At 37.9% G+C, this 15132-nt stretch carries 16 protein-coding genes and 1 pseudogene; 4 read left to right on the forward strand and 13 right to left on the reverse strand.

Annotation, left to right across the window (positions count from 1 at the left end; translation table 11 throughout):
• Positions 1–8 precede the first annotated feature (8 nt).
• A complete protein-coding gene (locus ACLRVU_RS07240; protein ID WP_412891361.1) occupies positions 9–1691 on the forward strand; it encodes a M14 family metallopeptidase in 1683 nt (560 codons plus the stop codon).
• Here ACLRVU_RS07240 and ACLRVU_RS07245 read toward each other — a convergent pair.
• From ACLRVU_RS07245 to ACLRVU_RS07260, 4 genes are all read right to left on the reverse strand, one after another.
• Entirely contained in the window at positions 1688–3742 is a 2055-nt protein-coding gene (locus tag ACLRVU_RS07245; RefSeq protein WP_412891362.1) for a transglutaminase domain-containing protein, read from the reverse strand. The genes ACLRVU_RS07240 and ACLRVU_RS07245 overlap by 4 nt on opposite strands.
• A complete protein-coding gene (locus ACLRVU_RS07250; protein WP_412891363.1) occupies positions 3726–4745 on the reverse strand; it encodes a DUF58 domain-containing protein in 1020 nt (339 codons plus the stop codon). The genes ACLRVU_RS07245 and ACLRVU_RS07250 overlap by 17 nt, the downstream gene beginning before the upstream one ends.
• Positions 4742–5674, reverse strand: a complete 933-nt coding sequence (locus tag ACLRVU_RS07255) for an AAA family ATPase (protein WP_412891364.1) — start codon at positions 5672–5674, stop codon at positions 4742–4744. The genes ACLRVU_RS07250 and ACLRVU_RS07255 overlap by 4 nt, the downstream gene beginning before the upstream one ends.
• Positions 5675–5893: 219 nt before the next feature.
• The gene (locus tag ACLRVU_RS07260) at positions 5894–7228 is read right to left on the reverse strand and encodes an RsmB/NOP family class I SAM-dependent RNA methyltransferase (RefSeq protein ID WP_412891365.1); all 1335 of its coding nucleotides are present in this window, start codon (positions 7226–7228) and stop codon (positions 5894–5896) included.
• A 237-nt stretch (positions 7229–7465) separates the two neighbouring features.
• On the opposite strand from ACLRVU_RS07260, the gene infC reads away from it, so the two are divergent.
• The 3 genes from infC to rplT are packed head-to-tail and all read left to right on the forward strand — an operon-like array spanning position 7466 to position 8599.
• Positions 7466–8017 (forward strand): translation initiation factor IF-3, encoded by a 552-nt coding sequence (gene infC, locus ACLRVU_RS07265; protein ID WP_147550345.1) that lies wholly within the window; start codon positions 7466–7468, stop codon positions 8015–8017.
• Positions 8018–8035: 18 nt separating this feature from the next.
• Complete coding sequence (gene rpmI / locus ACLRVU_RS07270; protein WP_041138757.1) at positions 8036–8230, forward strand: 50S ribosomal protein L35; 195 nt, start codon at positions 8036–8038, stop codon at positions 8228–8230.
• Between the two features lie 15 nt (positions 8231–8245).
• The gene (gene rplT, locus ACLRVU_RS07275) at positions 8246–8599 is read left to right on the forward strand and encodes a 50S ribosomal protein L20 (protein ID WP_412891366.1); all 354 of its coding nucleotides are present in this window, start codon (positions 8246–8248) and stop codon (positions 8597–8599) included.
• Positions 8600–8743: 144 nt separating this feature from the next.
• On the opposite strand, the gene ACLRVU_RS07280 is transcribed toward rplT, so the two are convergent.
• The 9 genes and pseudogenes from ACLRVU_RS07280 to tenA form a co-directional block, all read right to left on the reverse strand.
• On the reverse strand, positions 8744–9421 hold the full coding sequence (locus ACLRVU_RS07280; protein ID WP_412891367.1) for a hypothetical protein: 678 nt from the start codon (positions 9419–9421) through the stop codon (positions 8744–8746).
• Positions 9421–10263 (reverse strand): ABC transporter ATP-binding protein, encoded by an 843-nt coding sequence (locus ACLRVU_RS07285; RefSeq protein WP_412891368.1) that lies wholly within the window; start codon positions 10261–10263, stop codon positions 9421–9423. The genes ACLRVU_RS07280 and ACLRVU_RS07285 overlap by 1 nt, the downstream gene beginning before the upstream one ends.
• Complete coding sequence (locus tag ACLRVU_RS07290; protein ID WP_412891369.1) at positions 10260–10724, reverse strand: hypothetical protein; 465 nt, start codon at positions 10722–10724, stop codon at positions 10260–10262. Before ACLRVU_RS07290 ends, ACLRVU_RS07285 begins: the two co-directional genes overlap by 4 nt.
• Positions 10721–11164 carry a LytTR family DNA-binding domain-containing protein gene (locus ACLRVU_RS07295; RefSeq protein ID WP_412891370.1) on the reverse strand — a complete coding sequence of 148 codons (444 nt, stop codon included), beginning with the start codon at positions 11162–11164 and terminating at the stop codon, positions 10721–10723. Before ACLRVU_RS07295 ends, ACLRVU_RS07290 begins: the two co-directional genes overlap by 4 nt.
• A gap of 139 nt (positions 11165–11303) precedes the next feature.
• The gene (locus tag ACLRVU_RS07300) at positions 11304–12125 is read right to left on the reverse strand and encodes a formamidopyrimidine-DNA glycosylase (protein ID WP_412891371.1); all 822 of its coding nucleotides are present in this window, start codon (positions 12123–12125) and stop codon (positions 11304–11306) included.
• A gap of 55 nt (positions 12126–12180) precedes the next feature.
• The gene (thiD, locus tag ACLRVU_RS07305; RefSeq protein WP_412891501.1) at positions 12181–12975 is read right to left on the reverse strand and encodes a bifunctional hydroxymethylpyrimidine kinase/phosphomethylpyrimidine kinase; all 795 of its coding nucleotides are present in this window, start codon (positions 12973–12975) and stop codon (positions 12181–12183) included.
• Between the two features lie 48 nt (positions 12976–13023).
• Positions 13024–13617: pseudogene (thiE, locus tag ACLRVU_RS07310) on the reverse strand (thiamine phosphate synthase); the annotation flags it as partial.
• The gene (thiM, locus tag ACLRVU_RS07315) at positions 13604–14428 is read right to left on the reverse strand and encodes a hydroxyethylthiazole kinase (RefSeq protein WP_412891372.1); all 825 of its coding nucleotides are present in this window, start codon (positions 14426–14428) and stop codon (positions 13604–13606) included. The pseudogene thiE and the gene thiM, both read right to left, overlap by 14 nt.
• Positions 14421–15092, reverse strand: coding sequence for a thiaminase II (gene tenA / locus ACLRVU_RS07320; protein WP_412891373.1), 672 nt, complete (start codon positions 15090–15092; stop codon positions 14421–14423). Before tenA ends, thiM begins: the two co-directional genes overlap by 8 nt.
• Positions 15093–15132 lie beyond the last annotated feature (40 nt).

The raw sequence follows: 15132 nt of genomic DNA on the forward strand, positions 1-15132 counted from the left end.
GAGAAGGAATGAAAACAACGTTTAATTACGACCATTATTTCTTATATCAGGAATTATCTGATCATTTAACGGAGCTGGAAAAGAAATATCCGGACATTATGCATGTGGATATTATTGGTACTACACCTAAAGACCGTCATGTTTATGCCGTTACGATTTCAAAAGGCGACAGTGATAAAAAGCCAGCCTATTATATTGATGGGAATACCCATGCCGGAGAAGTAACCGGATCCATGGCGGCAATGCATACGATTGATTATTTAGTTACGAATTATAAAGAGGATAAGAAAGTGACAGATTTGATTGATCGCTTTACATTCTATATCATTCCACGTATTTCACCAGATGGGGCGGAGGCTTATTTGACAAGTGAAACGAAACTGCGTTCAGTAGATCGTCCTTATTTAACTGAAACTCAGGAAAACGGGCTTTATGATGATGATATTGATCATGACGGGGTTTTACGAATGATGCGTGTCAAAACACCTTATGGTGCTTGGAAAGTCAATCCGGATAATCCGAATGTGATGCTGAAACGTCAGCCGGATGAATTTGAAGGAACTTTCTATAATGTTTATCCTGAAGGGCAAGTAAAGGGCTTTGATGGGGATCATTTCAAGAATGCCAATCCATTATGGGGACTGGATTTTAATCGTAACTATCCTTTTGGCTGGTTCAGTGAAGTAAGACAGCCCGGTGCCGGACCTTATCCATTAAGCAATATGGAAAATAAAGCGGTGGTAGATTTTGTTTTAGCTCATAAAAATATTGGCGGGGTAGCGACGCATCACACCTTTGGTGGTATGATTCTGTGTCCGCCGGGAACTCGTCCTGAAAAGACATCATCTAAACTCGATCAGAAAATATTAAAGGAAATCGGAAAGATGGGAACCGAAGAAATGGGTTATCCGGTGGTAGCCATCTTTGATTCATTCACAGAAGATCAAGCCAGCTATTCTTCCGGTGCTTTTGATGACTGGTGCTATCAGCAAAATGGAATTCCTGCCTATACAACGGAACTTTGGAATATGGTGAGCCGTGCCGGAATCAAGCAGACTTGGCCGAGCCTGCCAAAAACAGATAAAGAAATGGCAGAGGAATATCAGAAGTTAATTGATTGGTGTCAGGAAAATGCTCCGGAAGCCTTTAAGCCTTGGCAAACTTGTTCACACCCTCAGTTTGGTGAAGTAGAAATCGGTGGTTTGGATATGAAATTCAGTTTGCAGAATCCACCTGTTGCTTTCTTAACACAAGAAGTAGAAAAGACAACGCGTTTTTGTTTAAGAATGGCTGCCACTTTGCCACAGTTAACTTTCGATCATGTTGATACAATAAAAATAGGAGAAGGCACATATAGAATTGAAGCGCATATTGCCAATAAAGGCTATCTGCCAACCTATTTGACGGATGAAACAAAGAAAATGAAAATTGTTTCACCAGTGAAAGTGGAACTGCTGGAAGAAAAAACAAAAGCCGTAAGTCCTACTGAAATCGATTTGGGAAATCTGGAAGGATTCTCAGGTGTTGCGACAGATTATTTCTTTGATCATTCTATCAATACATTTGATTATGAACCGATCATGAAAAGAGCCACTTTCTTCGTTGAAGGAAAAAGTGGCGATACGCTAAAACTAAAAGCGTCTTGTCATAAAGGCGGAACGATTGAAACAACCATTACGCTAAACGATTAGTAAATAAGAGTGATCCATACCTTTTTAATGAGGGAGGATCCTTTTTTTATTTCAGATACTTTCTGATGATAGTAGCTTTCCATCTTCGCCAATTCCACAGCGGTGATTGGATGCGGTGAAAAGCGAACTTTTAATACTAACTGATAAATATCTTCTTCTACCTTTGGTGTTAATCGAAGCAGGCGCTTGTAGTAGTGCAGAATATTCTTTTTTGCATCAGAAGAATGACAGTCTTTATACAACCACCAGCGATAGAGTCCATAGGCAAGCAAAATAACCGGAATCACAATCAGCAGATATAAAGGAGCAAAAGAAGTTTTAACGTTGACTTCGGTGTTTATATCGCCGGTATTCGTTTGATTTTGATTATTTTGATTTTGCTGTGAGGAGGTATTATTTTCTTCTAAAGGACCCGTGATCTCCTCCTCTTCATTTTCGATGGGGGCATATGTTGCCGGCGGTGTAACATCAAAAGGAATCCAACCGAAATTCTGGAAATAAACTTCAACCCAAGCATGAGCCTGATTATCTCGAACCAGAGCCGTTCCGTCTGTAAAGTCCTGACTGTTTAAAGAATAGCCTTCCACATAGCGAGCAGGAATGTCAAGGGCACGAAGCATCAATGTTGCTGTAGTGGCAAAATGAACACAGTAGCCACGTTTATTGACATTCAAAAAGTATTCTACAAAATCCTGATCTTCCGGAGTTAAGCCGGGAGACAAGGTATAGTCTGCACTGTTTTTGACGATGTCTACTACTTGATCCACAATGATGCCAGTAGAATCGAAAGGTGAGATTTGATCATCTAAATAATCCAGTAAAACTGAACGGGTATGATCAGGAATCTGTAAATAATGGCTGCGTATATAGCGATATTCTTCATCAACACGGAGAATGGGTGTGCTTAAAACATCAAGCGGAACGTCCATATACTGAATTAAATAAGTAGAAGCATTAGGAGTGAAGTAGAACCCCTTTGCTTTAGAATCTAAATTATAAAGACCGCTTTGCCTTGAGATAAAATAAGGTATATACATAAAATTATCCAAAGAGGAAGTATTTTCAATCACCATTGTGCGATTTGTATAATCAAATGTAGGATAGACTTCAGTTAATAAATCTTCCATTGTAGAAGTGGCAGTCATTTCATGTTCGCGATAATCAACGGTTAATTCGGGATTACTCCATTCGTTGTTTTGATATTTCATGAATGAAGTCCCTTTTAATAAAGTGGTGACAGGTTCATCAGCCTGTACGGTTAAATCTACTTTACCTGTATAATAGCGATTCCCGGCAGAAAGCAGGTTAGAACGATTGGCATCACGCTTGCTGAAAAGGTCAAAAATCAGATTAATTCCTTCTTTGCTCAGGTTCTTGCGGATATTCTCTGCCCATTCATTTCGCTGATAATTATTTTCCGGATAATAAGCTTGAATACCAAAAAGCAAACAAAAGACTAAAAGAAACACAATTAAAGGAAACGACTTGGCAGCGGATTGGTTTTGCTTGCGCACCTTCAAGCTCATTAATAGAGAGACAAGACTGGCAAGATAGAAAAATAAGAGCGTACGATGAGCTTCAATATTGAAAAGTAAAGGAATGCCGATATAAAGCAGTGAAATCAAAAACGGCAAAATGAAATGCTTTGCTTTTTGTATGGCTTCGGTACTTAGAAAGATAAAGGGAACAAACGCTATAATTAAAAAATAATTACAAGCTAATGCAGGCTGATTCCCAAACGGAATCGCAAGACTTGAAAAACCAAACTGAGAATGTGCATTGTAAGCTTTGATAATTGTATTGATCGTAATACTAAACCCCTCTTTTAATAAAGGAAAACTTACTATCATGAGTAAGATATACAGTATAAAAAGGATTTTGAGCGGTTTCTTTTGCTTATAATAGAGAAGAAAATAGAAAATGACTGCGATTATTCCGCTGATGATGAAGGTCATCGATAAATCAAACGTAAACTTCAACGGAGACAGCATATTTAATAATGCAGCGATGATAAAAGACACAATTAGAAATAAATCAAGAGCGATGTTCATTGTCTTCACCTCCGATCAAGATACCATTTTCACTGATTCCCCATTCATTTACATGATAGTGTTCACTGTAATGTGTTTGATCAGAAAGATCTGAGAATATGTATTCTTTTTCCAAAGGAAAAGTCAGCAGCTCCTGAAAATAGGTTTCGTATTGTTCAAGTCGGACAAAGGAATGGGTGATGACATCATGATGGCGCAATACTTTATATTGAATGTCAAAAGGAATTTTCTGAAGACATAAATAGGTTGCCAGTGAATGAAATAACGATAAAATCCGGTCATTCTGATCGGCTTGGTGGGTCAGACAAAAAGTAAGCAATATATGATCGTCAATGGGCAGACTTCCTTCTTTAACCATTAAATTCCTGCTTTTCATAGAAAGCTTCCAATGAATTCTGTTTAAGGCATCCCCCTCTTGATAAGAACGTATATCAAATAATTCACTGTAATCATCACCGGGATGATGGGGATCATAGTAAACATTTTGATGGGTTTGGCAGTTTAGCTGTTCGATTGTGGCTTCAATATTTAATAAAGGCGGCAGCACCATCAGAGACAATGTTTGCCTGCTTCTTTTTTTAAGAGAAATCAAACTGAAATAATCACTGAAATAAACATGATAAATTTGAATCTTGATATTACCGCAATGCTGAGCGTTCAAGATAATATGGATTTCTTCATCTTCGAAAGCATAGTCTTGACTTTGATGAATGGTGCTTAATGGCTGATCATATAGAAATGAAAAAGTAATTTTTCCGACCGGGAATAATTTTGTCTGACTGCGTTTGATCGTTACTTTGGCTTCTTCGTTTAAATGAATGACAGAATGATCGAGCGAAACTTCTAAATGTGTTTGAAAATAACCGATCAGACTTAATAAGAAGCTGATTAGCGGCACCGTTAAAATAAAGATGAAAATTAAAAATGAAAGATAGCCATTATAAAACAGATAGAAAAGACCGGCTCCCAGAATAAATAAGCAATAGGTAAAGCGTCCTTTCATCGGATGATCCTAGGGCGTGGCGTCTCTTTCAAAATCTTGGTTAGAATCTTTTTCGGATCTGATTTATCCAGACGGGCTTCATTATTTAAAACGATGCGGTGACTTAAAATATCCAGGAACATGGCTTCAACATCTTCCGGAATGACATAATCACGTTCATAGGTATAAGCGACGGCTTTTGCTACCTGCATCAAGGCCAAGGTACTGCGTGGGCTTCCGCCTTGAAGAATCAAGGGGTGTGAGCGCGTTGCATTGATGAGATCGACAATATAGTGATAGATGCTTTCATCTAAATAAATAGAACTGATTTCTTTTTGCATCATTAAAATCTCGCTAGGGGAACTGACTGTTTCAATATCATCGAGTGGATTATGACGCTCTTTTCGCTTTAATATTTCAATCTCTGCATCTTTGCTGGGATAGCCGATTGAAAGACAGACCATGAAACGATCCATTTGTGACTGGGGCAATAGCTGTGTTCCTGCCGAACCGAATGGATTTTGGGTGGCAATGACCATAAATGGCTGCGGGGTGGAATGGGTAATTCCATCTACACTCATGCGACCTTCTTCCATGACTTCTAATAAAGCAGACTGGGTTTTACTCGAAGTACGGTTGATTTCATCAGCTAACAATAAATTACACATTGCCGCTCCTTCTTTATATTCTAATGCTCCGGTCTGCTGATTATAAAAAGAATAACCAATGACATCACTTGGCATGACATCAGGGGTAAATTGTATACGTTTAGTATCTAATCCCAAAGCTTTAGAAAAGGCAAGCGCTAAATTGGTTTTTCCTACACCGGGAATATCCTCTAGTAAAACATGACCATTTGCTAACATCACCATTAGAATCTTATGAATGATCTCATCTTTTCCAATTACGGCTTTTTTAACTTCTTTAAATATTTTAGCTGCATTTTGCATATTTTTCCCTCCTTATATCTATTATACAGGAAAACAGTCCTTTTTTAATAGGAAAAACGAGCGCTGATGAGACGCTCGCTGAGATTTAGATACAGTTGTTTGATGTGTATTTGTTTTGTGTGCTTGGTATTTATAAGGAAAGGAGACTGTATCTGTAAAGTATTATATCGAACATGTCTTAAGAATAGTGGGGTAAAATTCTAAAAATATTCTAAAGAATTAATACTGTTTTCTTAAGCCTTTAGGAAATTGATTTTTTATGATCCCATTATTCTCCTTATAAAAGGCAAGGGGATAGCTGTCAACGAAAAGAACACCGTATCCTTTTTGACCGGTTCCCTGTAAAGTTTCCCCTTTTAAATACTGCTGTATTTCTTTGCTTTGTGCATCGAACTGATAATAGCGTTTTACCATGCTTTGGTCTAAGCAGTGGGACAAGGCATAACTTGGTTCGAAACGACCTTTCTTGCATTCACCTAAATAGAGTCCCTGACGCAGAATCTTCACTTTATTTAATTTAGGAAAATAAGGTCGAATAGCATAAAGATGCTGCTGTGAATCGAAAATACAGCTGGGCACTGCAATCTTTAAATGCTCTTTATAAAATTGATTCAGCAATAGCATTTGATCTTTTTTTACGGTTGATTCCACGCAAGGTACATTGTGGCGCTTCATTTCTCTGTCTTCTTTTTGAAATAAAGCGATGAAATGTCCCTCGCCAAAATGCTTATGCGGATAAAGACGACAGCATTCTTCATGACCAATTCCGGGCATCATACCATGCTGCAAAGGAATCGACAGCAGATGGATATCTTCATGCAATGCAAGTAAATGGTCAACAACCTCTTCATTTTCTTCTTTTGAATAAGTACAGGTGGAATAAACTAATACTCCGCCGGGTTTTAAAGCTTCATAAGCTTGTTCAATCAATTCTTTTTGAATGAACGCACATTCTTTTACTTTTTCCAAAGACCATGTATCGATAGCCTGATCTAATTTTCTGAACATCCCTTCTCCTGAACAAGGGGCATCTAAGATCACTTTATCAAAATATTCGGGTAATTGTTTGGTTAACTGTCCGGGAGCAGTATTTGTTACGATTGTGTTGCTTAATCCAAAGCGTTCCACATTAGAAGAAAGGATGCTTGCCCTGCCAGCATTGATATCATTGGCAATCACTAAACCGGTCTGCATAAGCTGACTAGCTACATAGCAGGTTTTTCCGCCGGGAGCGGCACACATATCTAAGATATAGTCATCAGGCTGAATATCTAATAAGGAAGCAACGATCATTGCACTGGGTTCTTGAATATAATACAACCCACTATCATGATAAGGATGTTTTCCTAAAGGAAAGCGTTCATGATCGAAATAATACCCGTTTTTAACAAAATGGTGCTTTTTTAATTGGAATTTTTCAATGAGCGGTTCTAAATCCTGCTTGTTAGGATTAAAATATAGAGCCTTGACTTGTTTTTGACTCAGCGCATTGGCAAAATCCTCATATTCGTTTTTTAGTAATTTCTTCATACGTTCTATAAATAATGGATTCATTTTATCACCTTTTAAAACTATATCACATCTATAATCAAAATAAAACAAGAAATGTATTGACAATATCATGGCAATTTGATATTATGTCTAAGTAAAAAGTAGTGGAAAGAAGAAGTGCCTGCTTCTCGCCCGATTGCCAAAGGCTTTGGGCTAATGTCACAAGATAACAATTTATCTTATTTGATATGACTGTGGGTGCGCGTATGTAAACTCACTTTTTATTTTATAACAAGCACAATGGAGGTGGCTTTTATTAGCAATAATAAGTATATCAACACTGGTTCTGATGAGTTAGTGAATGAAAAAATTCGTTTTAGAGAAGTTCTTGTAATTGATCAAAATGGTGAACAATTAGGTGTTAAAACTCGTAATGAAGCTTTACGTATCGCTGGGGATGCATCGATGGATTTAGTCTGTGTTGCTCCTAAAGCACAAACGCCTGTTTGCCGAATCATGGATTATGGTAAATATCGTTTTGAACAACAGAAGAAACAAAAAGAAATGAAGAAAAATCAAAAGATCGTTACATTAAAAGAAGCACAGCTTTCACCAACGATTGATGTTCACGATTTTAATACAAAATTAAAGCATTCAATCAAATGGCTATCTGATGGAGATAAAGTGAAAGTAAGTGTCCGCTTCAGAGGTCGTCAGTTAGCTCATATAGATATTGGTGAAAAGATACTTAATGATTTTGTTGCTCAATGTCAGGAATATAGTGTCATTGAGAAGCCTGCTAAATTAGAAGGCAGAACATTAACGGCTATATTAGCACCAAAGAAGAAATAAAATTAGGAGGATTTAACTATGCCAAAAATGAAATCACACAGTGGATTAAAAAAACGTCTTAAAAGAACAGCAAGTGGAAAATTGAAACGTAGCCATGCTTACGTATCACATTTATCTCATAACAAAACGCATAAACAAAAGAAACATTTGGCTAAAGCTACTTTAGTTTCTAAGAGCGATTACAAGAGAATTAAATCTAGATTACAAGGTTAATAGGAGGTCGAAAACATGGCAAGAGTAAAAGGTGGATATACTACTAGACGTAGAAGAAAGAAAATTTTAAAATTAGCTAAAGGTTACTATGGATCAAAACATACTTTATATAAAACAGCTAATGAACAAGTAATGAACTCATTAGAGTATGCATATAGAGATAGAAAAGCATTAAAACGTGAAATGAGAAAATTATGGATTGCACGTATCAATGCAGCAGCTAGAATGAATAATATTTCATATTCTAAATTAATGCATGGTTTAAAACTTGCAGGTATTGAAATTAATAGAAAAATGTTATCAGAAATCGCTATCTGTGATCCTGAAGCATTTACTACAATCGTAGAAAAAGCAAAAGCAGCTAGCTAATCAGAACCTTCGGGTTCTTTTTTTATTATAGAAACAAGCGTTAAGCAGTGGATCATCTATAGATTATTTATTTTAAAGATAGTACCTTTACAACAAATTAAAAAGAGTGATCTTCTGACAACGAAAATCACTCTTTTTATGGGATTACACATCCTCTTTAATACTTTTTTGGTAGCTGTGATAAAACCAATAGAGTAAGATCATACTCGCAGATACTAAGACGATAAGAGTGATCATGTCCGCTTGATGAATATCGGTCATGAGAATACCGATCTGTTTGGAATAGAGGATCAAAGCTATTTTGTTTAGCCCTTCATTAAATTCTGTCAACATAGGAATAAAGGAAAAAAGCATAGCAATAGGCATTACCAAAGCATTGGCAGAGGTCATGGAAGAAGTTGATAAAGCGATACAGCCGCCAAATAAAAGACTGATGATGATCCCGATCATTGAGGCAGTGATGAAAGAGAGGGGGTCCAATGAAAAACCTGGAAAAACAAGAAAAGTAGATGTAAAGAGTAAAGTCAATAAGAAGATCAGGCAGCTATGGACAGCTAAATATTGAGAAGTAGGGATTCCGGCATAGGCGAGATTACGAATGATCTTTTGTTCTTTTTGTTCGGCGAGAACGGTGACCATTATCATCATCGGTGTAAAGACGACATGCATGGTCGCAAAAACGACAATGAAAAAAGAGGACTGATCTTTCATGCTGCTGCTCATTATAAAACCAATAGCTGGAAAAACAAAGAATAAAAGGCAGGTTTGAAGATTTTTGATCATATCTTTTAATTGTATTTGAAATAAGGCTATAAATTTCATTATAATAATCTCCTTCCGGTTACTTCTCTAAAGATTTGTTCAAGATTTGGTTCGGAAGAATGAATGCTTTCAATATTGTCGGTACGTAAATAATAGGCAAGCTGATCCGCATTTTCCGGTGTATTTTTTAATTTTATCATTTGCTGATCTCGAGTGTGGATGAGAAGGGTACTTAAATGATCAAAACGTTGGCAGAGTTCTTTGGGCTGACCATACAAGACGATATGTCCTTCATTCAATAAAGCAACATGATCACAGAGCTTGGAAGCTTCTTCCATATTATGGGTGGTCAAAAAGACGGTGGTTCCTTGGTGATTCAGTTGACGAATGATATCATGAAGTTCTTTCATTGTATTCGGGTCTAATCCGCTGGTCGGCTCATCTAAGAAGACTAAAGAAGGCTTATGCAATATGGCATTGGCGAAAGATAAGCGCTGTTTCATTCCTTTGGAAAGATTCTGTATCGTAGTCTTGCGATCCTCATATAAGGAAAGCTGCTGAAGAACTTCGATGACTCGCTGTTTGGAGATACCTCGTACTTTGGCGAACATACAGAGATTTGTCCAAACACTTAAACGACGATAAAATCCATATTCGTCCATCGACATACCCATCGTTTTGATCCATTTTAAATGATGCTCTCTGCATTCTAAATTATGGATCAGAATATTTCCGCAATAAGACATCTGTCCGCTTAATAGCTTGACCATCGTTGTTTTTCCGGCACCGCTAGGACCCAGCAAGCCAAAGATTTCCCCTTTATGAATCTCAAGGTCAATATCGTCCAATACTTTCTTTTGCATAAAAGATTTAGATACATGTTTCATCGTTATCTCATTCATTGCGGTTTCTCCTTTTGTGTTCTTTTAAGACATATATTATACAAGCGTTCTTCTTTTTTATACTTATACATCGTTACGCCGACGGCGATGATGAAGCATAACAGAAACGAAATCAGAAAACCAACCCAGCCTAACCATAAAGAAAGCGGAAACCATTTAAACACAATAATAAAGATGGCGGTAGTAAAGCCGGATAATAAAAACATCAAGATCGCTTTATATAAAAATAAGGTCTGTCTGAGCTGGTGTGACTGAAATAGAATCAAGTCATAGAGGGATACTAAAAAACTAAGGGAGGCAATTTCTAAAAGAGCCAAATAAGAAATACCTTGTTTCCCTAGAGAAAATAAGACTGAAAAAGATCGAACATGATCGCCTACGATATAGCCGATCAAGGAAATGAGAAATGTGCTTGTGGCAAAAGTGATGAGAAACTTTGTCCAAAAACCCTGTTGTTTCATTTTAGTACCCCCAAACGTTTTTTTAGTGATGGTGCATATTGACGGGAGACAAATAATTTGATCCCGTTCTTCATCGTCACTTGTATCCTGCCGCCTAAATCTGGGCGCAGAGACTTAATCTTTTGAAAATTGATGATAGTCGATTTTCCGATACGAAGAAAATCCAAGTCGATAAACCGTTCTTCAATTTCATATAAGCGCAGATCAGATTCATAAGTTATCGTTTCGGTATATAAATAGACTTGCTTATCTAGGGTATCGATATAATAAATATCCTCTAATGGAATCAGATGATCTTCTCCGCGATATTTCCCGATGCACTTATGATCTTGAATTTGAAGAAGAGCGAGTAATGCCTTCAGCTTTTCATCTTGTTTAGGACAACGAATCGTGATCTGTATATCCTCAGCACGATCATCCTCTATGATTTTTATCTGCATAATCCACCCCCGCTTTATATGTTTAGTTTAACAGACATTCTTGTTCGTGTCTTAAAATTAGAACTAACCCGTCGAAATCTTCTGCTTACTTGCATATCCTATCGGCTCAATAAAAAAATTCTCAATAGCTGAGAATCTTTTATTTTTGACAGTGTGAACAGTAGTAGATACTGCCGCCAAGATATTGTTCCTTATGAAGGGGCTGCTGACATAGCGGACAAGGCTCTTTGTAAGTTTTTTTGCTTAATAGGACATGATAACCACCGGGTTGATTAAAGATATCTTTTTGAGTATCTCGCCCATGTTCCTCTGCCATTGTTTTAAGGGTTGCGATTAATGCTTCATAAAGATTCATTAGTTCTTCCTTGTTTAAAGTATTCATTTTACGTTTAGGAAGAAGATGAGCGTGGAAAAGAATATCCTGAACGGTACCATTGCCAACGCCTAAGATACGCTGATCTGTCGCTAAAAAAGCTTTGGTACTTAACTTGAGCGTATTTTCATTAAGTAAACTCTTAAAGTATGGCCAAGTAAATTTTTCATCTAGAGGACCAACACCGTTTAACTCCAATTGATAGTAAAGGTTATCATAGCCGTCAGTTGTTTTGAATAAAGCGATTTCGGCATACATGGATGTCGTCATATTCAGGGAGCTTCCATCTTCGAAAACTAACATCAGTTTACTTTTTTTAGGGTAGGGAGGCGTTTGATAATAGCGCAGATTGGCGCCATCTCGAAACAGCAGGGTATATTCTCCGATTTTTAATTCAATATAGAAATGACGATCCACGATCTGATCTACTCTCTGATTTTTGAGTAAGTCATCATATTGGTTTGGATCCCCTTTGTAAAAAGTGAACTTATGGCCTGTAAAGTTACCGCTAACTTGAATAACGGTCTTATGAAGAATTGTTTTTCTTAAATCTGCAGCGATGCTGAGTGCTTCGGGTAATTCAATCATGTTATCCCTCCTTTTTTTTATTATAGCAGATTATATAAAAGAAAACCCTAACTCATCATGAGTTAGGATCTTTCGTATTCCATAAGTGATTAAGCGGACCACGTCCGTTACCTAGATTCATGCCATAGGAAATAGCTTGGTAAACGTATTCTTTTCCATGACGAATCGCACTCATTGGATTTTCTCCTTTAGCTAGATAACAAGCAATTGCACTGGATAAAGTACAGCCTGTTCCATGTGTGTTCGGATTATCTAATTTAGGGGCACTCAGCCAAGTGGAAATTCCATCATGATACACAAGATCATCCGCATTGCCGCTGAAATGACCGCCCTTAATTAAGATATATCCATGATAATGCTGAGCAATTTTCTTTGCAGCCTTAACCATGTCCTCTTTGGTTTCAATTTTCATTTCTGCCATTATTTCCGCTTCACTCAAATTAGGCGTGACAATATCCGCCAGTGGAATCAGACATTCCAGTAGTTTGACAGTCGCATCATTTTGCATGAGCTGAGACCCGCTGGTTGATACCATGACCGGATCAACCACAATATTCTTTGCTTTATAATAACTTAATCTCTCGGCAATGCATTCTACTAACTGAGGCTGACTAACCATTCCGATTTTAATGGCATCAGGATAAATATCACTGAAAATACAGTCTATTTGATTTTTAAGGAATTCCGGTGATATATCCATTATCCCATAAACACCGGTCGTGTTTTGAGCCGTAAGGGCGGTAATGGCACTCATTCCATAAGTATGTAGGGCACTCATGGTTTTAAGGTCCGCTTGAATACCGGCACCGCCGCTGGAGTCCGAACCGGCAATCGTCAGCACTTTTTTGATTTGACTTCTTAAATAGAGATTCACTCCATTGCGAAGTGCATGAGCGGCCTGACGAATATCATTTTGAGCTAGGATAGCAGAGATAACAGCAATTCCATCAATCTTTGTTCCTTTAAATTCAGAAAGATTTTTCTGAGAGATGCCGCCAATAGCGACAGCTGGGAGGTGTGTGGCATCCATGATCGCGTTCATTGTTTCTAAACTGACCGGAGTCGCATCCTCTTTTGATGTCGTTGCGAACATGGTACCGATCCCTAAATAATCAGCTCCGTTAGCTTTGGCAATCAATCCTTCTTGAATATCGTGAGCGGATACCCCTAAGATTTTATCGGGACCGATTAAAGCTCTTACTTTTGAAGCTTCCATATCACTTTGACCAACATGAACGCCGTCAGCGTCTACAGCTAAAGCAACCTGAATATTATCATTGATGATAAAAGGAATGTGATATTCCTGACAAAGGGCCTTTACCTCTTTCGCTGTTTTAATAAAAGCATCTTCATCTAAATTTTTTTCGCGGAGCTGTACCATTGTCACTCCACCAAGAATCGCTTGACGAATATCTTCGACTAAAGGACGTCCGTTTAACCAGCGCTGATCGGTGACTAAATACAGTCCTAAATCGTTTCTATTGAATTTCAACTTTCATTCCTCCGTTTAATGTTTCATGGCTCATCATGCTCATAGCGTCGATCAGATAAGTACGGTAGCTTGAAGTTCCGACTTTTTGCTGACACATCTTATCATACGCGCTTTCTCCAGCAACGCCCATCATCGTGACGGCATAAGCGGTTGCTTCTAGTCGCTGTTTGGGATTAGCGGCAACATAAACAGCAATCACACCGGCAAGCATACATCCGGTTCCGGTAATCCTCGACATGATCGGATGCCCATTCTTAATCAGATAGGAGTGTTCAGTGTCACAGACTACGTCGATCGGCCCGGTAATCGCAATGACTGCTCCGGTCTGCTGACTCAATTTTTTAGCGAAGGCCAGGACTTCATCGATATTGGCTTCGTTGACCAAATCGGCATCATTGGCATCAACCCCGGCAGTCGTGTTCGTTTTTTGAGCGATACATTTAATTTCTGAGATATTTCCTTTGATCACAGTGAATTGGATTTCTTTTAAAAGGCGTTCTGTCACTTCATTGCGATAGGTTGAAGCCCCGGCTCCTACCGGATCCAAAATGACAGGGTGATGTAGTTCGTTTGCTTTTTTCCCGGCAGCAATCATCGATTCTACCTTGGTTTGGTTTAAGGTTCCAATGTTAATGACTAAGGCATTCGTGATAGAAGTGATTTCGGTCACTTCCTTGATTTCATCTGCCATGATCGGTGAGCCATCAATGGCTAAGATCATATTTGCGACATCATTAACGGTTACATAGTTTGTGATGCAATGGATAAGAGGGTGCTGCTGCTCTACGTTTTCTTTTATTTCTTTATTCATTTTCTTTTCCTTTCTGATATGCCATATTCCAGAAATTTAATTCATGGAGTGAGCATTCTTTAAATATTTTTCTGATTTTATTTTGGTGCTCATGACTGATGGACTCTGCTAACTGATTGAAAAGGTCAGACCAGCGTTTCGTGTAATAACTGTAGTTTTCGTTGCTGTAATCGCTGAACCATTGTCCGTAGAAATGATGTTTCAAGACATCTTTTGATCTTTGGACATAGTGATCGGCAATGAAACGATAACTGACCATACAAGGCAAAGAGGCAGCTAAGACATCAATGACCTGTCCGCTTTTGGCAATGTTTAACATATAGGCGGTATACATTTGATTCACAGGATCAGGATTTCGATTTTCCACTTCGTCCATATCTTCACCTAATTCCTGTAGATGCAGAATACGGCTGTAAGCTTCATTTTTTTGAACAATGGACAGCATTTCATAAAAGTATCGCATTTGTGCTAAAGTATCCGCTTTATATAAGGCGTAGGCATACACTCTGCCAAACTCCTTGAGATATAGGGTATCTTCAATCAGATATTGATGATAGAGATCAAGGCTTAAACTTCCTTCTGCCATTCCTTTTATAAAAGGGTGGTCTAAATATTGCTGCCATATTGGCATGTTTTCTTCGATTAATGTCTCTAAAAATGTCATAATTCCTCCTTAACAAAAAAAGACGAGCCACGTAGACTCG

The sequence above is a fragment of the Beduini sp. genome (assembly GCF_047239305.1).
Classification (GTDB): Bacteria; Bacillota_I; Bacilli_A; order Erysipelotrichales; family Coprobacillaceae; genus Beduini.

Bases quoted from the DNA above. Each gene is read 5' to 3' on its own strand.
- tenA (WP_412891373.1), bottom strand. From the start codon at position 15,092: ATGACATTTTTAGAGACATTAATCGAAGAAAACATGCCAATATGGCAG.
- rplT (WP_412891366.1), top strand. From the start codon at position 8,246: ATGGCAAGAGTAAAAGGTGGATATACTACTAGACGTAGAAGAAAGAAA.
- infC (WP_147550345.1), top strand. From the start codon at position 7,466: ATGGAGGTGGCTTTTATTAGCAATAATAAGTATATCAACACTGGTTCT.
- ACLRVU_RS07250 (WP_412891363.1), bottom strand. From the start codon at position 4,745: ATGAAAGGACGCTTTACCTATTGCTTATTTATTCTGGGAGCCGGTCTT.
- rpmI (WP_041138757.1), top strand. From the start codon at position 8,036: ATGCCAAAAATGAAATCACACAGTGGATTAAAAAAACGTCTTAAAAGA.
- ACLRVU_RS07280 (WP_412891367.1), bottom strand. From the start codon at position 9,421: ATGAAATTTATAGCCTTATTTCAAATACAATTAAAAGATATGATCAAA.
- ACLRVU_RS07295 (WP_412891370.1), bottom strand. From the start codon at position 11,164: ATGCAGATAAAAATCATAGAGGATGATCGTGCTGAGGATATACAGATC.
- ACLRVU_RS07285 (WP_412891368.1), bottom strand. From the start codon at position 10,263: ATGAATGAGATAACGATGAAACATGTATCTAAATCTTTTATGCAAAAG.
- ACLRVU_RS07245 (WP_412891362.1), bottom strand. From the start codon at position 3,742: ATGAACATCGCTCTTGATTTATTTCTAATTGTGTCTTTTATCATCGCT.
- ACLRVU_RS07255 (WP_412891364.1), bottom strand. From the start codon at position 5,674: ATGCAAAATGCAGCTAAAATATTTAAAGAAGTTAAAAAAGCCGTAATT.
- ACLRVU_RS07290 (WP_412891369.1), bottom strand. From the start codon at position 10,724: ATGAAACAACAGGGTTTTTGGACAAAGTTTCTCATCACTTTTGCCACA.
- ACLRVU_RS07240 (WP_412891361.1), top strand. From the start codon at position 9: ATGAAAACAACGTTTAATTACGACCATTATTTCTTATATCAGGAATTA.
- ACLRVU_RS07260 (WP_412891365.1), bottom strand. From the start codon at position 7,228: ATGAATCCATTATTTATAGAACGTATGAAGAAATTACTAAAAAACGAA.
- ACLRVU_RS07300 (WP_412891371.1), bottom strand. From the start codon at position 12,125: ATGATTGAATTACCCGAAGCACTCAGCATCGCTGCAGATTTAAGAAAA.
- thiM (WP_412891372.1), bottom strand. From the start codon at position 14,428: ATGAATAAAGAAATAAAAGAAAACGTAGAGCAGCAGCACCCTCTTATC.